We start from the raw sequence: 21,047 nt of genomic DNA, 5'->3' as shown, positions 1-21,047 counted from the left end.
CGGCCGCCAAGGGTTCCCCCACGCCACTCCCGGCCACCGCCTGGAACGGCCCCCGGCTGTGAGGGACGACCGATGACCCTGCTGAACCATCTGCTGCACACCATCGCGAGTGGGGCCGACCCCGGCCCGTTCGCCCTGCTACGCCGGGACGGCGCCGCCGATCTGGAGATCTTCACCGGCGTGCCGCGCACCGTCGACCGACTCGCCGACATCCCCCTACCGGCCGGGCCGGCCGGGCCGCGCACCCTCGCCGTGGTGCCGTACCGGCAAATCGGCGAGCGTGGCTTCGCCTGTGTCGACGACGGCGCCCCGCTGGAGTGCCTGGTACTCGACGAACCCGAGCGGGCCCCGCTGGCCGACGCGGTGGCGGTCCTGCCCGAGGTGCCGGTACCGGTCCGGGACGCCGGCTTCGACATCGCCGACCCGGAGTACGCGGAGATCGTCGCCCGGGTGCTGCGCGACGAGATCGGCCGGGGCGAGGGGGCGAACTTCGTGATCCACCGTTGCTACCTCGGCACCCTGGCCGGTCCCCCGCTGCCGGCGGCGCTGGCCGCGCTGCGCCGGCTGCTCACCGGAGAACGCGGCGCGTACTGGACGTTCCTGGTGCACACCGGCGGCCGGATCCTGGTCGGCGCCTCGCCGGAACGGCACGTCAGCGTCGAGGACGGCCTGGTCATGATGAACCCGATCAGCGGCACCCTGCGCCACCCGGGCCGGCCGGCGGACCGGGCGGAGCTGCTGCGGTTCCTCGCCGACCAGAAGGAGATCGACGAGCTGTACATGGTGCTCGACGAGGAACTGAAGATGATGGCGACCGTCGCCGAGCAGGGCGGCCAGGTGATCGGGCCGTACCTCAAGGAGATGGCGCATCTGACCCACACCGAGTACCTGCTCGCCGGGCGCGGCTCGCACGACGTCCGGGAGGTGCTCCGGGAGACGATGTTCGCGCCGACCGTCACCGGCAGCCCGATGGAGAACGCCTGCCGGGTCATCGCCAGGCACGAGCGGCGCGGCCGGGGCTACTACGCGGGCGTACTGGCGCTGCTCGGCTTCGACGAGGCCGGGCGGCAGACCCTGGACGCGCCGATCCTGATCCGTACCGCCGAGATCTCGCCCGGTGCCGAGCTGCGGGTGCCGGTCGGCGCGACGCTGGTGCGGCACTCCACCGCCGCCGCCGAGGTGGCCGAGACGCACGCCAAGGCGGCTGGCGTGTTGACCGCGCTGGGGCTGCGACCGGGGCCGGCCGGTCCCGCCGACCGGGCCGGCGCGACCACGGGCTCCAGCACGACCACGGGCTCCAGCACGACCACGGGCTCCAGCACGACCACGGGCCCGGCGGAGCCGGTCACCGACCCCGCGCCGGCCGCGGAGGTCCGGCTCGCCGACGACCCGGCGGTACGGGCGGCGCTGGCGGCCCGCAACATCGGGCTCGCCCCGTTCTGGCTGGAACAGCGGACGCCGGGTGCCACGGCACGGCCGGAGTTCGGCGGCCTGCGGGTGCTGGTCGTCGACGCCGAGGACACCTTCACCGGCATGCTCGCCCACCAGCTGCGGGCGCTCGGGCTGGCCGTGGCGGTACGCCCCTGGGCCGAGGTCACCAGGGCGGGCGGGTTCGATCCGGCCACCACCGACCTCACGGTGCTGGGCCCCGGGCCGGGCGACCCCGGACACCCGACCGACCCGAAGATGGTCGCCCTACGCGGCCTGGTCGGCCGGCTGCTCGACGCCGGGTCGCCGACCCTCGGCGTCTGCCTCGGCCACCAGATGCTGGCCGCCCGGCTCGGCCTGACCCTGCACCGGCGCGCCAGCCCCTACCAGGGGGTGTGCCGGGACGTCACGCTCTTCGACACCGTCGCCCGGGTCGGCTTCTACTCCAGCTACACGGCGCTGGCCGACGCCGACCGGCTCGACACCGCGTACGGGCCGGTGGGGCTGGCCCGGGACCCGGTCGACGGTGCGGTGCACGCACTGCGCGGGCCGACGTACGCCGGGGTGCAGTTCCACCCCGAGTCCGTACTGAGCCGGGACGGGATTGCGGTGCTGACCGGCATGCTGGGCCGGCTGCTTCCGACCCCGGCCACGGCGCATACTCCCCGGTATCCCGGGTAGGCATTCGCAAGCCGGTGGTCCGGGCGGGTTGAGAGCCCTCGTCCGGGCCACCGGTCCACGTGTGCCAGCCGCTCGGGGGCCCCGGTCGACCTGCGTGCCACCCGGCCGGGGCGCCGGTGGACCTGCGTGCCACCCAGCCGGGGCCCCGGTCGACCTGTGCGCCAGCCGCTCGGGGCACGGGTCGACCTGCGCCGTCCGGTCGGAAAGGGCGTGCGACCATGGGCGGAACCGGCTCGGGGCCGGTCCGCCGACCCCCGGTGCGCCGCCTCCCCCGGGTCCGGTGCGTTGGAGGTCTGCTGCGATGTCCGGCCACGTCTCGTCGACCCGGGCGACCGACGCCGCCGCGGCGGAGACCGCCGTGGGGGGTCGGGCCGAGCCGGACACCTGGGCCGGCCGCTACGGGTTCTGGGACCTCTACTTCGGGCTGGTCATGCTCGGGGTCGCCGGCTTCCTGGTGGTCAACGGCCCGGATCCGCTACCGGGGCGGCTCGCGGTGTTGCTGCCGCTGGCCGGGCTGACCGGCTGGTACCTCGGTTTCGGCCGCCGCCTGATGCGCGACGAGATCGAGGACTGGCGCGGGTACGCCTATCTCGCCGGTGCCCTGGCGCTCTACGTACCCGCGGTGCTGCTCGACGGCGCGGCGTCGTTCGTCCTGTTCGCGCTCTGCCCGCAGGCGTTCATGGTGGCCGCCGCGCTGCCGGCCACGGTCATGGTGGTCGTGTTCACCTCGGTGCATCTCACGGTACTGCTGGCCAGGGGCTTCGAACCTGCGCAGGTGGTGAGCGGCCCGCTGCCGGTCGCGGGGCTGGGCGTGGTGCTCTCCGCGGTCCTGGGCACCTGGAGCCGGCGGGTGGTCGCGCAGAGCCAGGAGCGGGCCCGGCTGATCCGCGAGTTGGACCGGTCCCGGTCCGAGGTGGCCCGGCTGTCGCACGAGGCGGGCACCCTGGCCGAGCGACAACGGCTGGCCGGCGAGATCCACGACACCATCGCACAGGGCCTGACCAGTGTCGTCCTGCTGGTGCAGGCGGCCGACGACGACATCGACGGCGATCCGGAGCGGGCGCGCCGGCACCTGGCGCTCGCCGCGCGTACGGCCCGGGAGAACCTCGCCGAGACCCGCGAGTTGATCGCGGCCCTGACCCCGGCGGCGCTGGCCGGCTCGTCCCTGACCGACGCACTCGCCCGGCTGGTCGCCCGGTTCACCGCCGAGGTCGGTATCGCCGCCGACTTCCGGTGCACGGGCAGCCCCGTCGGCTTGGCCACGGCGACCGAGGTGGTACTGCTGCGGGCCGCCCAGGAGTCGCTGACCAACGTCCGCAAGCACGCCGACGCCCGGACCGTCTCGGTACGGCTCGCCTTCCAGCCGGACCGGGCGGTGCTGACCGTTACCGACGACGGTCGTGGCCTGACCGCGACCTCCGGCGCCGATCCGGCCGCCGGCGGTTATGGGCTGACCGCGATGCGGGCCCGGGTGGAGCAGGCGTCCGGGGTGTTGACGATCGGTCCCGGTACGCCGGCCGGAGCCGGGACCACGGTACGAATCGAGCTGCCCGCCTGATCGCCACCAGGGTCAGCGGCTGCCGGGCCGTACCTGCGGCCGGTGGAGGCGCGGAACGGCCGAGTACCGCCGGAGTCAGCCGGCACCGTGCCGGCCGTGCCGCCCGGGCCCGGGTGAGCGGAGACCGAGCCGGCCGTGCTGCCCGGCCCAGCTGTCGAGGCCGGTCAGCACCTCGCGGAGTCCGGTGCCGCGTTCGGTGAGCGCGTAGCTGATCCGGGTCGGTGGCCCGGGGTCCACCCGGCGGCGCAGCAGCCCCTCGTCGGCGAGTTCACGCAGCCGCTCGGTGAGCACCCGCCTGGAGACGCCGGGCAGGGCCTCCACCAGATCACGGAACCGTGCCTCCCCGTGGCCGAGGACGTGCAGCAGGTCGAGAGTCCAGCGCCGGCCGAGCAGATCCATTGCCGCCGAGGTGGCCGCCGGGACGCGCCGGTCGGAGGCGGTGGTTACTTTTCCAAACCTGGTTGTCTCTTCGGTTCGTGATCCGCCGGGCTCGTCCGCCGGGCTCGGCTCGCCGGCCGGGATCGGCTCGCCGGTCAGGAAGACGGCGATGCCGTCGAGCACCCGGGCCAGGCCGAACTCGAAGTCCTGCCGTACGGTCCCCGGGGCGGCACCGACCTGCCCGATCAGCCGGGACAGCCGCGGAAACCGCCCGGTGCCGAGCAACCGGGTCAGCGTGGGCGTCTCGGCCGCCCACCACTGCTCGCTGCTCACCCCGGTCCGCCGCTCCTCCTCGGCCTCGGCCTGTACGTACCGGGCAGCGCCCTGCACGTAGTCACTGACGGTGAGGTAGACCTGGAGCATCGTCGCCGGCTCCAGCCCGAAGCCGTCGACGGCGCCCAGTACCCACTCCACGCTGGCCAGCACGTTCGAGCCCAGCGGCGGCCGCCCGGTGCCGGCCACGATCGGCAACACCCACTGATGCCGCTGGTACATCGCCCACTCGAGGCGGGCGTGGAGCTCGATCCTGGCCCGCCAGCCGGCCGGGCCCGGCTCCGGATAGTCGATCTCGCCGAAGACGCTCTCCACCATCAGGTCGACCAGTTCGGCCTTGCCCGGCACGTACCGGTAGAGCGACATCACCCCGGCGTCCAGGGCGGCGGCGACCCGCCGCATCGAGAGGGTCGCCAGACCGTACGCGTCGGCGAGCCCGACCGCCACCCGCACGATGCGGTCCAGGCTCAGCCCCGCGCCGGTCCCGGCATCGTCACCGTCGCCTTCCATCCGCTCCCGCCCTCACTCCGCTACAACGTACGCAGGTTCGCGTACACTGTACCGACCCCATCCGCGAGCTTGACGAGGTGACGATGACCGAGACGATCACGGTACGCCGGGCCGAATTGGCCGACGCCCCGACGATCGCCGCCATGGTGGGCCGGGCCGGCGAGGACGAGGCGGTGCTGGACTGGGTGCTGCCGGACGAGCGGGCCCGCCAGGCGTGTGCGCAGGCGTGGGTCGACCTCGCCTCCGACTGGGTCGGCGGCGCGCTGGAGGCCGGCGAGATACTGCTGGCCGGCGACGAGTCGTCCGGGATCGGTGGCCTGTCGGTATGGGAGTGGCGTGCCGCCGGCCAAAGCGAAGCCCCGACCACCGCCGACCCGGGGCGGGACGAGCGGCAGGCCGCCTTCCTCGCCCGGGCCTACGGCCGGTACGCGCCCCGGATGGCCCTGGTCGGCGAGCTGATCGCGGCCCGCCACCCCGATCGGGAACCACACTGGTACCTCCAGCAGATGGCGGTGCTGCCCGCACTGCGCGGTCGAGGGCTCGGCGGCGCGATGCTGCGGCACCACCTCGTCCGGGCCGACGCCGACGGGATCGGCTGCTATCTGGAGGCGAGTTCACCGCGCAACCGTGCGCTCTACGAGCGGCACGGCTTCCGGCCCGAGGGCGAACCGATCCGGCTGCCCGACGGGGGCCCGGCACTGCAACCGATGTGGCGCGATCCCCACCGCGCCCCGAGCCCGGCCGGAACCTGAGCCCTGCCGGGAGGTGAGCCCCGCCGGGACCTGAGCCCCGCCGGGTGGTGACTCCGGCAGGATCTGCGCCGGCCGGGACCCGAGCCCCGGCCGCTCAGCCGCCCTCGTAACCTTCCCGGCCGGTGGACCGGGTACTGGCCAGCCAGATCCCGAAGCCCATCGCCAGCACGGCGGGCACCTCGACCAGGAGCCGGAGTCCGCCGACCGAGAGCGTCTCGTGGAACGCGGTCACCCCGATGACGATGCTGGCAACCGGATCCACCAGGGTGATCGAGGTGAGCGGCGCGGCCAGTGGGCCGTTCTGAAAGGCGTTCTGGTTCAGCGCCACCGAGGCGAACCCGACCACCGCCAGCGCGTACAGGTGCCAGTCGACCAATGTCGAGAGCGGGTCGTGAGCGACCCGCTCGGCGACGGTCTTCAACAGCGACGCGGTGCCGGCGTAGAGCAGCCCGCTGGCGATCCCGAGCAGCGTTCCCCGGAGGGCGCCGGTGGCCCGGTGGGCGAGGAGCAGACAGATCCCGACCAGGGCGCTGCCGATCAGCGCGACTCCGAGCCAGCCCATCATGGAGGGCTGGGCCACTCCCGCCCGAGGTCGGGCCGCACCGAGGAAGGCCGTGAGCCCCAGGACACAGACGGCGACCGCGGTGATGTCCCGGGGATGCGGCCGGCGGTGGTCGAGGGCCGCCTCCAGCGGGATCGCCAGGAACATCGCGGTGATCAGCAGGGGCTGGATCAGGGTCAGCGGCCCGAACCGGAGGGCGAGCGCCTGCAGGAGCGTACCGGTCAGGTCGGGGAGCTTGCCGAGCAGCCAACTCCGGCGACGCAGCAGCCGGATCAGCAACCGTGGGTCGGCCGTACCGTGTTGCGGTTCCCGTCGCGCGGCGCGCTGCTGTAGGGCGGCCCCGAAGGCGAAACAGACGGCGGAGCCGACCGCCAGCCCGATCGCCGCGATCATGCGGCGGTCCCGGCACCGAACCGCGGCACGCGCTCCGCATCCACACGGCTACGCTACGTGCTGAAGTGGCTGGTCACGGACCGTTCCGTCCCTGGTCGTCGGCCCCTTCCCCTGTCGTCCGAGCCGCCGGGTCCCCGCGACCGCGCTTGCCGGCTCAGGAGGCGAGCGTTCCGGCGGCCCTGCCGTCGTGCAGGGTGAGGTTGCGGCCGTTCGACGGGTCGAACAGGTGGATCTTCTCCAGGTTGAACCAGATCCGCTGGTTCCGCCCCTCGGTGACCGCGGACTCCGCCGACAGTCGGGTCACCAGGTTCGTCCCACCGCCGCCGAACCCGTCGGCGCCCACGTCGGCGGCGAGCTCCTCCAGCTCTGCCGCGCTGGCCCGCTCGCCCTCGACCGTCAGATAGACGTACTTGTCGGAGCCCATCGACTCGACGATCTCGACCGGCGCCTCGAACTCCATCCCCCGCTCCCGGGTCTGCTCGTCGACCAGGGCCGCGTCCTCGAAGTGCTCCGGACGGATGCCGAGGATCAGCTCCCGGGGTGCGTCCTCGGCCGCCAACTCGCGCCGCAGCCGGTCGCCGACGGGTACGTCGCCGATCGCCGTACGAAGCCTGCCGTCCTCGACCGCGGCGTGCAGGAAGTTCATCGACGGCGAGCCGATGAACCCGGCCACGAAGAGGTTGGCCGGCTGGTCGTACAGCTCCTGGGGCGGGCCGACCTGCTGCACCGCGCCGCCCCGCATGATCACGACGCGGTCGCCGAGGGTCATCGCCTCGGTCTGGTCGTGCGTGACGTACACCGTCGTGGTGCCGAGCTGCTTCTGCAACCGGGACACCACGGTACGCATCTGCACCCGCAGCTTGGCGTCGAGGTTGGAAAGCGGCTCGTCCATCAGGAACGCCTTCGGATTGCGCACGATCGCCCGGCCCATCGCCACCCGCTGGCGCTGCCCACCGGAGAGGTTCGCCGGCTTGCGGTCCAGCAGCGGGGTCAGCTCCAGCACCTTCGCCGCCTCGGCCACCTTCTGCTCGATGGTCGCCCTGTCCAGCTTGGCGAGCCGGAGCGGGAACGCCATGTTCTCCCGGACTGTCATGTTCGGATACAGGGCGTACGACTGGAAGACCATCGCGATGTCCCGGTCCCGGGGCGCCTTGTCGTTGACCCGCTCACCGTCGATGCGCAGCTCGCCGGAGCTGATGTCCTCCAGCCCGGCGATCATGTTCAGGGTGGTCGACTTCCCGCAGCCCGAAGGGCCGACCAGGATCACGAACTCGCCGTCGGCGATCTCCAGGTCGACGTCCCGGACCGCGACGGTCCCGTCCGGGAACCTCTTGCTCACCTTGTCCAGCACGATGTCAGCCACTGCGACCTCACCCCTTGACGGCGCCGGACGTCAGGCCCGACACGATGCGACGCTGGAAGAACAGCACGAACAGAATGATCGGAACCGTGATCACCACGGCGGCGGCGCAGATCGCCCCGGTCGGATCCTCGAACTGCGACTCCCCGGTGAAGAACGACAGCGCCACCGGTACCGTGCGGGACCGCTCGGTGGAGGTCAGCGAGATCGCGAAGAGGAAGTCGTTCCAGCAGAAGATGAAGACCAGGATCGCGGTGGTGAAGACCCCGGGCGCGGCCAGCGGCGCGATCACCCGGCGGAACGCCTGCCCCGAGGTGGCGCCGTCCATCTTGGCGGCCTTCTCCAGATCCCACGGGATCTGCTTGAAGAACGCCGAGAGCGTGTAGATGGCCAGCGGCAACGAGAAGGTGATGTACGGCAGGATCAGCCCCGGCCAGGTGTCGAAGAGCCCGAGCGACCGCTCGATCTCGAACAGCGGCGAGACCAGCGAGACCTGCGGAAACATCGCGATCAGCAGGGAGACCCCGACCAGGGCCCGCTTACCCGGAAAGTCCAGCCGGGCCACCGCGTACGCGGCCATGGTGCCGAGCACCACCGCGACGGCGGTGGCGATCAGGGCGATCCCGATGGAGTTGCCCAGGGCCCGGACGAACTGGTTGGTGGAGAAGATCGTGCGGTAGTTGTCCAGGGTCCACTCCCGGGGGATGAAGTTCCCGTCGGTGAGCGTGCCGGTGGTCTTGAACGACAGCGAGGCGATCCACAGCACCGGGACCAGCGCGAAGACCACCACCACGAGGTCCAGCAGCCCCCACCGCCACTTCGCCGTGGCCGTGGTGTCGATAGCAGCCATTAGCGCCTCCTTCCGATCGCGACTGCGGGGCTCCGCTTCGCTGCGCTCCTCGCGCTCACCCAGCGCCTCCTTCCGATCGCGACTGCGGGGCTCCGCTTCGCTGCGCTCCTCGCGCTCACCGGCGGCTTCCCTCGTCCGGGCTGCCCGGGGCAGCGGTGCCGAACAGTTTCACGAAGACGAACGCGATGATCGCCACGGCCAGGAAGATCAGTACCGACATGGTCGACCCGATCCCGAGGTTGAGCCCGCGCATCAGGTTGTTGTAGGCGAGCATCGACACCGACGAGGTCTCGTTCGACCCACCCGTCAGGACGAAGATGTTGTCGAAGACCCGGAACGCATCCAGGGTGCGGAACAGCAACGCCACCAGGATCGCCGGCTTCATCACCGGCAACATGACCTTGGTGAACCGCTGCCAGGCGGTGGCGCCGTCCATCGAAGCCGCCTTGAGCAGGTCCTCCGGCACCAGCGCCAGACCCGCCATCAGCAGCAACGCCATGAACGGGGTGGTCTTCCAGATCTCCGCCAGCATGATGATCGCCAGCGCGCTGGCCCGTTCGGTCAGCGGCGCCCCCTCACCGAAGAGGTTGGCCAGGTATCCGGTGCCGGGGGTCCAGGCGTACCGCCAGGAGAAGGCCGCGACCACCGTGACGATGCCGTACGGGATCAGCGCCGAGGTGCGGACCAGGCCGCGCCCGACGATGGTCCGGTGCATCACGACGGCCAGTCCCATGCCCAGCACGAGTTCGACGGCGACCGTCACGACGGTGATCAGCATCGTCACCCCGAACGCGGTCCACCAGTAGTCGTTGGTCAGTACGGTGACGTAGTTGGTCAGGCCGATGAACTCCCGCTCCTCCGGAAACTTGAGGTCGAAGCGCTGCAACGACAACCAGACGGAGTAGAGGATCGGATAGGCGGTCACCGCCAGCATCACCAGCGCGGCCGGGGCGCAGAGCAGCCAGCCCAGCCTGCGCTCGGCCCGCTTCCCCTCGCTGCGCGCCGTCCGACCGGTCCGGCCGCGCCGGGGCGCCGGCACCGTGCCGGCCCGGTCCACCGGGGTCGAGGTCTCGGTCTCGGTGCTCACGGCAGCACCCCCTTGGAGTCGAGCGCGTCCTGCGTCGCCTCGCGCATCCGGTCCGCGGTCTCCTCCGGTTCGATCGACGACGGCGGGGAGAGCATCGCCGACAGCACCGTCGAGATGTTCTGGTACGCCGGGCTGCGCGGCCGGGTCGCCGGATCCTTCAGCTCCTCGAGGATGGTGTCCCGCATCGGGTACGCCTCGGCCATCTCCGGCTCGGCGTAGACGCTCTCGATCGTCGGCGGTACCCCGTCGTTGATCGCGGAGAACTTCTGGTGTTCGGCGTTGCGCAGGCAGGCCGCGGCGTCGAAGGACTCGTCGGGATGCCGGGTGTACCGGCTGACTCCCAGGTTGAACCCGCCGATCGTCACCTTGCTCGGCATCTGCGGGTCCACGCCCGGATAGCGGGCCCACTTGACCTTCTTCGCCAGCTCCGGATCCGCCTCCTGCATGGCCGGATAGACGAACGGCCAGTTGAGTTGGAAGGCGCCGGCCCCGGACTGGAAGTCGAGCCGCGCCTGGTCCTCGATCGTGTTCGAGAACGAGGAGGTGGTGATCCCGGCGGTGGCGAAGTTCCGCAGCACCTCCAGCGCCCGGACGGCACCGTCGTCGAAGACCGCCTTGCTGCCGTCGTCGTTGATGATCTGGCCACCGGCGCTGGCCACCAGGGTGTTGTAGAGGACGACGAGCCCCTCGTACTGGGCGCCCATCGTGATCACCCGGTACGGCTTGCCCTGTCCCCGCAGCTCCTGGGCCATCCGGATCATCTCGTCCCAGGTCTTCGGCGGCTCCGGCACCAGGTCGGAGCGGTACCAGAGGAGCTGCACGTTGGTGTTCTTCGGAGCGGCGTAGAGCCTGCCCTCGTACCGGGCGGTCTCCAGCGGACCGGCCAGGGTGCCGCGCTCGGCCTCGGCCCGGCGCTCACCGGTCCACTCCAGCAGCCAGCCCGCACTGGCGAACTCCTGGGTCCAGGTGACGTCCAGGCCCAGGATGTCCATGCCCGAGTCCTCGGCGGCCAGCCGCCGGACCAGCTGCACCCGCTGATCGTCGGCGGCCCGGGGCAGCACCCGGTACGCGATCCGGTACCGTCCGCCCGCCTGGGCGTTGCAGTCGTCGACCACCTTCTGGATGTTCTGTTCGGTGGTGTAGTAGAGGTTGATCGTCGGGATGCCGCCGTCGTCACCGGAGCCGCAGGCGGCGAGGGGGCCCAGCAACGTCAGCATCGTCAGCGCGGCCGCGAGCCGGAACCGGCGGCCTCGGCCCGGGCCGACCCGCTCGGGCTCAGTCATCGCCACACCCCGCTGCCCGCCCGGCCGTTCCGCCGACATCGGCCTCCGCCGACCATGTCCACCGGTGGCAGCCCACCGACCGCCTGTCGCGCGCCTGGTGACCGCTCATCGCGCCGTCCTCCCTCTCCACGACGGCCGGGGCGGAGCCGTCCCGGCACACGGCGAAAAGCACCCCGCCACCAGCCGCAGCGAACCACCGGACCGGGCGTAGGTGTCGAGTACCCCCTCTGCCCCGCGACCCAGCGGCCGAAACATCGACAGCGCTCGGCGCCGACGGCCGTCGAGCCGCCCGCGGAGCCGATTCCGGTCCACTGTCGTATTCCCGCTGGCCGACGCCTCCGCTACCGTGGGTGCTACCTCCGGCGCCAGCAGGTCGCCGTCGATGCCGACCCGTCTGGGGAAGTCGATGCCGACCCGTCTGGGGGAGTTGGCCACGCCGACACGCCTGAAGAGCACGCCGACCCGCCTGAAGAGTTGGCCACGTCGCCGACGACGCGTCTAGGTCCGGCCCTTGGGCACGGCCGGCTCCGACAGGCGAAACGCGCCCCGTCCCCACGATCCTTCGCCCGGGATCGTCTGCAAGAGGAGGTGCCGCCGTGCGGAACACCCGGGAACTGACGCTGTCCTTCGAGGTCAGCGGGCCACCACCGGTCAAGACCGAGGCACTTTCGATCTTCGCGGCCGGGCATCGGCAGGCCGCCCGGGTCCGTACGCTGCTCCAGGCCGCCTGCGCCGCGGCGCAGCGCAGCGGCTGGACCGCGTTGACCGAGCCGGTCGCCCTGGAGATCGTCCTGCGTTGCCCGCCGGGCCGCCGAACCTCCGACGCGGCGACCCTGATCGGCGGGATCGGCGCCGTGCTCCAGGACAAGAAGCGGGCCGCCGACATCGGCCTCGCCCACCTCGGGGTGCTCGCCGACGTCGCGCTCTACGTGGACGACCGGCAGATCCAGCGGGTCTCGTACCGGGAGGAGCCGGCCGAGGAGATGTCGTACCTGGTGCGGGTGACCAGCCTGCCCCCGGTGGTGTGAGCGGGTCGCCGGCGGGGAAGACGTCGGCACCGGTGCGCCGGATCCGGTTTGGCCGCCACCGGGCGCTGGGTACGCGTCGGTGACCGACGGGTGACGGGGACCGACGGGCAACGGCACCGGCGACGAGAGGAGCGGCCATGTCGGAGCCATACGTCACGCTCGACCCGACCGGGCTCGACCCGGCGCGGCAGCACCTGCGGGGGCCCCTGGAGGAACAGCTCAGCTCCGCGCTGCGCGCGGCGACCGACCGGGTCCGGGCCGACTACGCCGGTGAACCGGTCGAGGAGGTCTGTCGGCGGCTGCTCGACGAGACCCGGGCGGGGCTGCATCCCGACATCGCCGACGGATTCACCCCGGACATGGACGAGTTCTGCCGGGTGGCCGTGGCGATCGTCCGCCGGGACGCCTCCGGATCCCCCTGACCGTGCCCGGGGACCGGTGACCGCGCCGGGGACCGGCAAGATCGACGACTGTCGGCGTAGGGACGCTGGCCGTGCGGCTCCGGCCTCCGTACACTCAGTGCGCCGTCACGGCCGACCGTCCGCGTCCCGCGTCCGCTGCACCCGATCCGGTCGATCTCTACGGGAGGCCCAGTGCCCGCGCTGCCGTCCAGTGTGCCCGCCGCGGTGCTCGACACCACCTCCACTGCCCTGCTGACCACCGCCGAGACCGGCGAGGTGACCTGGTACAACCGGGCGGCGCAGCGACTCGGCCAGCTGATCGGCGCGGACATCGGCTCGCTGCCGTTCGGCACGGCCACCCCGGACGGGCCGCCGGTCGAGCTGCGCTGCCTGACCGCCGACGGCGCGGTCCGGCACCTGCGGGTGACGTGCCGACGGCTGCCGTCGCTGCCGCGCGCCGCCGCGGAGCCGGACGGCCGGTTGGTGTACGAGCTGGCCGACGTCACCGAGCAGCGCGCCGACCGGCGCCGTGCCGACGACTACGCCTGGCGGCTGTCCCACATCGAGCAGCTGGCCCGGGTCGGCACCTGGGAGTGGCACCTCCCCACCGACCAGGTGGTCTGGTCACCCACCCTGAAGGCCATGATCGGGCTGGACCCGGAGACCGCGCTCGACTACCCGACCTACCGGACGATGGTGCATCCGGACGACCTCGGAGTGATCGAGGCGACGCTGGAGCAGGCGATCCGGGAGGCAAACTCGTTCACCTACACCCATCGGATGTACCTGGCGAACAGCCGCCAGATGCGCGTCCTGGAGTGCTACGGCGAGGTCTTCACCGACGAGTCCGGCCGACCGCTGCGGATGCTCGGCACCGCACACGACATCACCGAGATCCGGCAGGTCCAGGACGAGCTGGCGTACCTGGCCGAACACGACCCGCTGACCGGGCTGCCGAACCGGCGGGCCCTGACCGCCCGGATGAGCGAGCTGACCGGCGGCGACGCGGCGCCGGCCGCACTGCTCCTGATCGACATCGACAACTTCAAGGACATCAACGACCTGCGCGGGCACGCCATCGGCGACGAGGTGCTCCGGCTGCTGGCCCGGCTGCTCCCCGACCACCTGCCCGCCGAGGCGGTACTCGGCCGGCTCGGCGGGGACGAGTTCGCCGTCCTGCTGCCCTGCTGCGACGCCGACCGGGCACTCGCGGTCGGGGCCGGGCTCTGCGACCTGGTCGCCCGTACCCCGCTGGCGGTGCGCGGCGAGCCGCTGCGGGTCACGTTGAGCATCGGCGCCGCCCCGCTGGACGCCGCCGACGACGACGCGCTGTTGCTCGCCCACGCCGACCTGGCGCTGTACCAGGCCAAGGGCGAGGGCCGCAACCGGGCCCGACTCTTCGCCCCGGAGCAGCAGCGGCTGGCCGCCCAGCGGGTCGACCTCGTCTCCCGGGTACGGCGTGCGCTGGACACCGGCCAGCTGCAGCTCGACGCCCAGCCGATCATCGACCTCGGCGACGACCGGGTACGCAGCTACGAGCTGCTGATGCGGGTTCGCGACGACCAGCACCGGCAGATCGGCCCGGGCGACTTCCTGCCGGCGTTGGAGAGCGGTGACATGATTTACGAGCTGGACCGCTGGGTGGTGGAGACGGCCACCCGCGCACTCGCCTCGGCCCGGGCCGCCGGGGTGGAGCTGCGGCTGGACGTGAACATCTCCAGCCGTTCACTGGAGGACCCGAGCTTCGGGGACTGGGTGGTCGGCACCCTGGCCGCCGTCGGCGTACCGGCGACCCAGCTCGGGCTGGAGATCACCGAGACCACCGCCATCGCCAACCTGGCCGCGGCCCGCCGGCTGGCCTCGACGCTCACCTCGGCCGGCTGCCGGTTCAGCCTGGACGACTTCGGTGCCGGGTACGGCTCCTTCGTCTACCTCAAGCACCTGCCGTTCACCGCCGTGAAGATCGCGGGCGAGTTCGTCCGGCAGGCGGACCACGGCGGTTCCGACCCGATTCTGATCGACGCGGTGGTCAGGGCCGCGCACGGGCTCGGAATGCGGACGGTCGCCGAGCACATCGACCGGCCCGAGCTGGTGCCGGTGCTGCGCGGACTCGGCGTCGACCGGGGCCAGGGATACCACCTGGGCCGCCCGGAGCCGCTGCGTGAGCTGATGGCCCGCACCATCGCCCGGGGCGGGGTCTCCGCGACCACCACCCGGTAGCCGCACACCGTCCCGGGCCGCTAGCCGACGGCCAGCGCCACCACCTCGTCGGCGCAACCCCAACCCAGGGTGACGCCGGCCCCGCCGTGCCCGTAGTTGTGGATCAGCCGGGCCGGTCCGGCCAGCCCGGAGGCGTCCTCGGCCAGCCGGGCTCCGCCGAGCCGGCCGGGCCGCAGCCCGGCGAGCTGCCCGAGCACCGGCGCTCCGGCCAGCTCCGGGACCAGTGCGACGCATCGGGCCAGGATCGCCGCCCCGACCTCGTCGTCCGGTCCGGTCTCCGTCCGGTACGGCTCGAAGGTGCCACCCAGCACCACGTCCCGGCTGCGCGGGTGTACGTAGGTGATGCCGGCCGGGTTCTGCTCGTCGCGTACCGAGGCGGTCAGGCCGGGGTTGCCGACCAGCACGATCCGGCCCCGGATCGGGTGCACGGCCGGATCGTCGGCGAGTTTCCCGGCGGCCAGCCCGGTCGCGTTGACCACCAGCGGTGCCCGCCGCGCCGACGGCAACGCCTCGGTGGCGATCCCGGGCACGTCGGCGAGCCGGTCCACCCGGTACCGGCGCACCGGCACGTCCCGCCGGGCGAGCCGGTCGACCAGCCACTCCAGGTACGGGCCCATCTCGACGGTCGGCACGGTGAACCGCCACTGTCCGGCGTACCCGGGCGGGGGTGCGACGGCCCGGAAGTCGGGCACCGCCGGGGCCCACCACGGATCCCCGGTGACCGGCTCGCGCAGCAGCATCCGGGTCGGTCGCATCACCACCCCCGGCACCGCCTGCCGGGCCTGTCCGGCGAGCACCTCGAAGGTGCGCCGCGCCCAGCCCAGCACCCGGGAATCGCCACTGGTCCGGGTCGGGTACCAGACCGCGGCGGCGACCCGGGAGACGGTGTCGGCGGGCTCGTCGGCGCTCAGCACCGCCACCCGGGCACCGGCCTCGGCCAGCCGTATCGCGGTGGTCAGACCGACCACCCCTGCGCCGAGCACCACGACGTCCCGCATCCGACCAGCCTGCCGGTCGATACTGCCGGTGACAACCTCCCGCAGGGTAGTCGAAATATCACTCCAAGTCCATACAGGAAGACCCCTAAACCGCGCTGGAAGCCCGTAAGTAAATAAACTCGCTTGACGAGGGATCAATGAGGGTTTCTGCGCATGAAAGGTACGACTATGCTCGGGACCGTGAAGGAAGAGATGGACCGCGATCTCGGCGCTTCCACCCGGACCCAGCGCTACGTGGTGGTGTCCGAGGTCGTCGTCGAGGTGGAGAACGACTACCGGCTCCGGGCGGCGGCGCTGGCCAAGCTGGATGCGGTGGCGTCCAGCACCCCCGAGGGTCTGGAGCGGATGCGCAGCCGCATCGAGGGTGACACCGCGGTCGCGCTCGACTTCCTCACCGATCCCGTCGCCGCCATCGCCGCCGCAGACGGCATCCGCGCACACGGCCACGGCATCCGGGTGCGGCGCTACCTCCCCCGGGACGACGGCGACGGTGGCCCCGGTGGCGAGGAGCGGTGACCGCTCGCCGATCGCGTTCGACCGGTCCTGTGACGCGATGACCGCGCCCCCCGGAGCGAGCCGGTTCCTGCCCGGCCCTACCGGGGCAGGATCCGCTCGACCAGCAGCGGGACGAGCCGGTCGGCCTGGTCGTCGAGATAGAAGTGCCCGCCGGGCAGCGAATGCACGTCGAGCCCGGCGCTGGTGTGCACCACCCAGCGACGCGCGTCGGCGGTGGTGAAGGTGTGGTCCCGGTCCCCGACGATCGCGGTGACCGGACAGTTCAGCGGCTCACCGGCCGCATACTGATAGGTCTCGATCAGCCGCAGGTCGCTCCGGACCATCGGCAGGGTCAACTGCCGAATCTCGTCGAGTTCCAGCAGTTCCACGCCGGCGCCGCCGAGTTCCCGGAGGTAGGCGAGCACCCCGTCGTCGTCGCGCAGGTGCACCCCGATCGACCGCCGGGCCGACGGCGCCGGACCGGCCGACGCGAAGAGTCGGCGAACCGTCAACGAGTCGCTGTTCCGTAGCCGGCGGGCCACCTCGAAGGCGACCACGGCACCCATGCTGTGCCCGAAGAAGACCACCGGCCCGGTCAGTTCCCGCTCGACCGCCGCGACGATCTCGTCGACCAGTACCGTCATCTCCTCGATGACCGGCTCGCCGTACCGGTTCTGCCGGCCGGGATACTGGACCGCGACCACCTCGATCGGGTCGGGGACGAGTTCCGCGAAGCGCCGGTATCCGGCCGCCCCGCCGCCCGCGTGTGGAAAGCAGACCAGCCGGACCGTGGCCCGGGGTGCGGCTCCGAAGCGGAGGAACCAGGCGTTCGTGACCCTGCCGTACGTGCTCACCGGTGCAGCCCTTTCCCGTGCTGGAGTGTGCTCTGGCGGAGCCGGACGGTCACCCGTTCTCCTTCGTACCCGGTCCTGACCGGCTGCCGAACGTCCGGTCCAGCGCCGCGTACCGCTCGTCGGCCGTCTCCTCGTCGGCGGCCTGCTCCAGGGCGAGTGCCCGGACCAGGTCGTGGAAGAAGTACCGGGCCTGGCTCGAACCGTCGACCTGGGTGACGTCGAGCAGTCGGGCGTCGACCAGTTGTTCCAGCAGTTCCCGCGCGGTGGCGAGGGTGACGTCGAGCAGCACCGCGGCGGTCCAGATGGCGAACCGGGGCGCGTCCAACAGGGCCAGCAGCCGGAAGGCGCGCCGGGCCGGCTCGCCCAGGCCCTGCAGGCTCAGCGCCACGCTGGCCCGGACCTCCAGGTCGCCGATCCGGAGTTCGTCGAGCCGGCGGCGCTGACTGGAGAGCCGGTCGGCGAGCCGGGCGAGCCGCCAGTGCGGCTTCGCGGTGAGCCGGGCACCCGCGATGCGTACCCCGAGCGGCAGGTGGCCGCAGAGTTCGACGATGCGTACCGCGGCCTCCGGCTCGGCTGCCACCCGGGCGGCACCGACGATCTTGGAGAGCAGCTCCAGCGCCTGCTGGTGTTCGAGGACGTCCAGGTCGATCAGGGGTACGCCCTCCAGCGCCGCCAGCCGGGCCCGGCTGGTCACCATCGCCGCGCAGGTCGGGCTCTCCGGCAGCAGCGGGCGCACCTGCTGCTCGCTGGCGGCGTTGTCGAGCAGCACCAGCACCCGGCGCCCGGCCAGCCGGCTCTGGTAGAGCTGGATCCGTTCCGCCATCGACGGCGGGACCTCGGACGCCTCGGTGCCGAGCGCCCGCAGGATGGTGCCGAGCAGATCGGCGGGGTCCGCCGGCTGCGGTCCGGCACCGCGCAGGTCGAGATAGATCTGCCCGTCCGGGTACGACGACCGCAGCAGGTGGCCGACGTGGATCGCCAGGGCCGTCTTGCCCAGCCCGGCCATCCCGCCGATGACGCAGGCGAGCCGCCGCCCGCCGTTGTCCGCCCGGGTCCGCAGCAGCGCGACCACCTGGGCGGCCTCCCGGTCGCGGCCGGTGAAGTCGGCGACATCCGGAGGGAGCCGGGCCGGCAGCGGCTCGGCCGGGGTGTGCCGGACGACCACCCGGGCCTCGGATGCCGGCAGGGTGAGCGACGGCTCGGCGGCCAGGATGGACTTGTGCAGGTCCTGTAGTTCGCGTCCCGGATCGATGCCGAGTTCCTCGGCCAGCAGGTGCCGGTAGTCCTGGTAGCTGGCCAGCGCGTCGGCCTGCCGACCGCAGCGGTAGAGCGTCAGCATGAGCTGGCTGCGCAACTGCTCGCGCAGCGGTTCCACGGCGACCAGTCCGGTCAGTTCGACGACCAGCCGCCCGTGCTGGCCGAGCGCCAGTTCGGCGTCGATCCGGTCGCCGAGCACGGCCAGCCGCGCCTCCTCCAGGCGGGGCCGCTCCGCGTCGCTGAGGAACTCGGTCACCCCGGCGAGGGCGGGACCGCGCCAGAGCGCGAGGGCGCCGCGCAGCGCCGCGGCGGCGTCGGCCGGCCGACTCTCGGCGAGAGCGTCCCGGCCGCGCGCCGCGAGTTGCTCGAAACGCACCAGGTCGAACCGCTCGGGCGCGACCCGAAGTACGTAACCGGGGCGCTGCCGGACGATCTCGGCGTCCGGGGCGAGCTTGGCGCGCAGCCGGGAGACGTACGTCTGGATCTGCGCGGCGGCGGTGACCGGCGGGTCGTCCCCCCAGAGCACGACGGCGAGTCGCGAGTCGGAGACCACCCGCCCCCGCGCCAGCAGCAGTACGGCGAGCACGGTGCGCACCTTGGACGCGCTGAGCTCGACCACGCCGGTCGAGTCGACCACCTCGACCGAGCCGAGGATCCGGAATTCCATCCCCCTCGACCGGGAATGGTCGGCCAGCTCCGGGTCGGTGGGATCGGGCGGCGCCGGAGTCGGCGGGGTTCCGAACATCAGGACCTCCGGTGAGCGCGAGGAGCGTAGCGCAGCGGAGCCCCGCAGTCGCGAACGGACGCAAGCCGCCCGCCGCGGCTCATCGGAAGTCCTTGCCGTGGCCCACCGCGAGCGGCCGGCCGACGGCGCGGTAGCGGCGCCGCGTCTCGATGTCCAGGTCCTCGTAGACCGGGTCGAGGGCGTCGGCCATGAACAGCTCCCGCATCAGCGCCCGCTGCACCTTGCCACCGGGCGACTTGCGGACCTTGCCGGGGCGCAGGAAGGCCACGTTGGCCACCCGCACCCCGAAGCATCGGCTGAGCCAGTCCTTGACGGCGCGGGCCAGTGACGACAGCGTGGCCGGGTCGACCGGCTCCGCCTGGACCTCGTGCAGGACGACGATCTCCTGCCGGGGCGACGGCACCGCGAAGACCGTACCGGTCAGGTCGGCGAAGCGGGTGTCGGAGATGCGTACCGCCTTCTCCATGTCGTGCGGGTAGAGGCTCCGCCCGCCGATGACGAGCATCTCCCGCATCCGACCCAGCACGTAGAGCTCGGCACCGGCCCAGACCCCGAGATCACCCGTGCGCAGGTAACCGCCCTCGCCGTCGGCGGTGGTCGCCCCGAAGACCCGGTCGCTCTCCACCGCCCGCCGCCAGTAGCCGCGGGCCACGCTCCGGCCCCGGATCCAGATCTCGCCGAGTCGCCCGTCGGGTAGCACGGCGGCGGTGTCCGGGTCGACGATCCTGACGTCGAGACCGTTCACCGTGCCACTGCTGACGAGCGATCTCGCCGTGGCCGCATCGGCCGCCGCCGGCAACAGAATGTTCTGTTCCAACCGGCTCGGATCGAACCTTTCCAATGCGAGCGGACGACCGGGGCGGGTACCGGACACGAACAGTGTCGACTCGGCGATGTGATAGCCCACCCGGACCGCCTCGCGACGGAAGCCGGCCGGCGCGAACCGGTCGGCGAATTCGATCAGGGGCTCGGGTTCGATCGGGTCGGCGCCGCCGACGCAGGCGTGCTCCCAGCGGGTCAGGTCCACGCCCCTGACCTGCTCGTCGGTCACCTCCCGCGCACACAACCGGTACGCGAAGCCGGGTGCGGAACTGAGCCGTACATCGTATTTGTCAATAGCTTTCAACCAGCGGACCGGATCAGTAAAGAAATCGTCGGCCGCCATGAGCACGGTGGTGGCACCGCGATAGAGCGGTTCGAGCAGCATTTCGATCAGGCCGGCACCGTCGTGCAATGGCAGCCACCCAAGGGAACGGTCCTCGGGCGTCAGGGAAAAAGCGTCCCGTAATATCTCGAAGTTGTGCGTCAGGTTGCCATGGCTGATCATTACGCCTTTCGGATCGCTCGTGGAGCCCGTGGTGTAGCGCAGCAGCGCGAGCCCGCCCGGACTGATGTGTGTAGGGCCGTCCCACGCACCCGGGGCGGCCGGCCCGGCGATGTCGGTGGCGGTACACAGCAGCCGGTCCAGCCCGTCCTGACTCATCCAGTCCGAGACGGTGACCAGGCTCGCGCTGTCGGTCAACACGATGCGCGGATCGGAGTCCAGCGCTATCCCGGTGGCCCGCATGAGGTGGTGCTTGTCCCCGTTGGGCAGCGGGGCCGGCACCGGCACGATCCCGGCGTACATGCAGCCCAGGATGCTTTTGACGAACTCGAGGCCGGTCGGATAGAGCAGCAGTGCCCGATCACCCGGACGGCACCGGTCCCGCAGGCGGCCGGCCAACTCCCGGGCTGCCCGGTCCAGCTCGCCGTAACACAAAGATTCCGAATGCTCCTCACGTTCGCCCCAGCGGAGGAGGACAACAGCCTCCCGGTCCGGATCCTGGTCGGCGCGTCGGGCGACCCGCTCCACCAAACCCACGATTCCCACCCGC

General features: G+C 72.2%; 17 protein-coding genes. 7 read left to right on the top strand and 10 right to left on the bottom strand.

Annotated features, from left to right (window positions below; all coding sequences use genetic code 11):
• The first annotated feature begins 72 nt into the window (after positions 1-72).
• Both EV371_RS14785 and EV371_RS14780 read left to right on the top strand, forming a co-directional pair.
• On the top strand, positions 73-2,109 hold the full coding sequence (locus EV371_RS14785) for a chorismate-binding protein (RefSeq protein ID WP_130462548.1): 2,037 nt from the start codon (positions 73-75) through the stop codon (positions 2,107-2,109).
• 301 nt (positions 2,110-2,410) lie between these two features.
• Positions 2,411-3,667, top strand: a complete 1,257-nt coding sequence (locus EV371_RS14780; protein ID WP_130462547.1) for a sensor histidine kinase — start codon at positions 2,411-2,413, stop codon at positions 3,665-3,667.
• Between the two features lie 75 nt (positions 3,668-3,742).
• Here EV371_RS14780 and EV371_RS14775 read toward each other — a convergent pair whose 3' ends face one another.
• On the bottom strand, positions 3,743-4,888 hold the full coding sequence (locus tag EV371_RS14775) for a winged helix-turn-helix transcriptional regulator (RefSeq protein WP_130462546.1): 1,146 nt from the start codon (positions 4,886-4,888) through the stop codon (positions 3,743-3,745).
• Between the two features lie 83 nt (positions 4,889-4,971).
• Between EV371_RS14775 and EV371_RS14770 the strand changes: the two genes are divergently transcribed.
• A complete protein-coding gene (locus EV371_RS14770; RefSeq protein WP_207230494.1) occupies positions 4,972-5,640 on the top strand; it encodes a GNAT family N-acetyltransferase in 669 nt (222 codons plus the stop codon).
• A 94-nt stretch (positions 5,641-5,734) separates the two neighbouring features.
• On the opposite strand, the gene EV371_RS14765 is transcribed toward EV371_RS14770, so the two are convergent.
• The 5 genes from EV371_RS14765 to EV371_RS14745 form a co-directional block, all read right to left on the bottom strand.
• Positions 5,735-6,595, bottom strand: a complete 861-nt coding sequence (locus EV371_RS14765; protein ID WP_130462545.1) for a DMT family transporter — start codon at positions 6,593-6,595, stop codon at positions 5,735-5,737.
• 154 nt (positions 6,596-6,749) lie between these two features.
• A complete protein-coding gene (locus tag EV371_RS14760; protein ID WP_130462544.1) occupies positions 6,750-7,958 on the bottom strand; it encodes a sn-glycerol-3-phosphate ABC transporter ATP-binding protein UgpC in 1,209 nt (402 codons plus the stop codon).
• A gap of 7 nt (positions 7,959-7,965) precedes the next feature.
• Positions 7,966-8,805 carry an ABC transporter permease subunit gene (locus EV371_RS14755; protein WP_130462543.1) on the bottom strand — a complete coding sequence of 280 codons (840 nt, stop codon included), beginning with the start codon at positions 8,803-8,805 and terminating at the stop codon, positions 7,966-7,968.
• A gap of 115 nt (positions 8,806-8,920) precedes the next feature.
• Positions 8,921-9,892, bottom strand: a complete 972-nt coding sequence (locus EV371_RS14750; RefSeq protein WP_486484616.1) for a carbohydrate ABC transporter permease — start codon at positions 9,890-9,892, stop codon at positions 8,921-8,923.
• The gene (locus EV371_RS14745; RefSeq protein ID WP_130462542.1) at positions 9,889-11,175 is read right to left on the bottom strand and encodes an ABC transporter substrate-binding protein; all 1,287 of its coding nucleotides are present in this window, start codon (positions 11,173-11,175) and stop codon (positions 9,889-9,891) included. Before EV371_RS14745 ends, EV371_RS14750 begins: the two co-directional genes overlap by 4 nt.
• 596 nt (positions 11,176-11,771) lie before the next feature.
• Between EV371_RS14745 and EV371_RS14740 the strand changes: the two genes are divergently transcribed.
• The 3 genes from EV371_RS14740 to EV371_RS14730 all read left to right on the top strand — a co-directional run bounded on the left by EV371_RS14740 (position 11,772) and on the right by EV371_RS14730 (position 14,824).
• On the top strand, positions 11,772-12,203 hold the full coding sequence (locus EV371_RS14740) for a hypothetical protein (protein ID WP_130462541.1): 432 nt from the start codon (positions 11,772-11,774) through the stop codon (positions 12,201-12,203).
• A gap of 137 nt (positions 12,204-12,340) precedes the next feature.
• Complete coding sequence (locus EV371_RS14735; protein ID WP_130462540.1) at positions 12,341-12,625, top strand: hypothetical protein; 285 nt, start codon at positions 12,341-12,343, stop codon at positions 12,623-12,625.
• A 171-nt stretch (positions 12,626-12,796) separates the two neighbouring features.
• Positions 12,797-14,824: an EAL domain-containing protein gene (locus EV371_RS14730; protein WP_130462539.1), complete on the top strand. Its 2,028-nt coding sequence runs from the start codon at positions 12,797-12,799 to the stop codon at positions 14,822-14,824.
• Positions 14,825-14,844: 20 nt separating this feature from the next.
• On the opposite strand, the gene EV371_RS14725 is transcribed toward EV371_RS14730, so the two are convergent.
• Positions 14,845-15,822 carry an FAD-dependent oxidoreductase gene (locus EV371_RS14725; protein WP_130462538.1) on the bottom strand — a complete coding sequence of 326 codons (978 nt, stop codon included), beginning with the start codon at positions 15,820-15,822 and terminating at the stop codon, positions 14,845-14,847.
• A gap of 168 nt (positions 15,823-15,990) precedes the next feature.
• On the opposite strand from EV371_RS14725, the gene EV371_RS14720 reads away from it, so the two are divergent.
• On the top strand, positions 15,991-16,338 hold the full coding sequence (locus EV371_RS14720) for a hypothetical protein (protein ID WP_130462537.1): 348 nt from the start codon (positions 15,991-15,993) through the stop codon (positions 16,336-16,338).
• 77 nt (positions 16,339-16,415) lie between these two features.
• On the opposite strand, the gene EV371_RS14715 is transcribed toward EV371_RS14720, so the two are convergent.
• From EV371_RS14715 to EV371_RS14705, 3 genes are all read right to left on the bottom strand, one after another.
• On the bottom strand, positions 16,416-17,171 hold the full coding sequence (locus EV371_RS14715; RefSeq protein ID WP_130462536.1) for an alpha/beta fold hydrolase: 756 nt from the start codon (positions 17,169-17,171) through the stop codon (positions 16,416-16,418).
• Between the two features lie 49 nt (positions 17,172-17,220).
• Positions 17,221-19,173, bottom strand: a complete 1,953-nt coding sequence (locus EV371_RS14710) for a BTAD domain-containing putative transcriptional regulator (protein WP_130462535.1) — start codon at positions 19,171-19,173, stop codon at positions 17,221-17,223.
• A 79-nt stretch (positions 19,174-19,252) separates the two neighbouring features.
• The gene (locus tag EV371_RS14705) at positions 19,253-21,043 is read right to left on the bottom strand and encodes a fatty acyl-AMP ligase (RefSeq protein WP_165436696.1); all 1,791 of its coding nucleotides are present in this window, start codon (positions 21,041-21,043) and stop codon (positions 19,253-19,255) included.
• Between the last annotated feature and the right edge of the window lie 4 nt (positions 21,044-21,047).

The sequence above is a fragment of the Plantactinospora sp. CNZ321 genome, from assembly GCF_004217235.1.
This window is presented reverse-complemented; position numbering and strand designations above follow the sequence as displayed.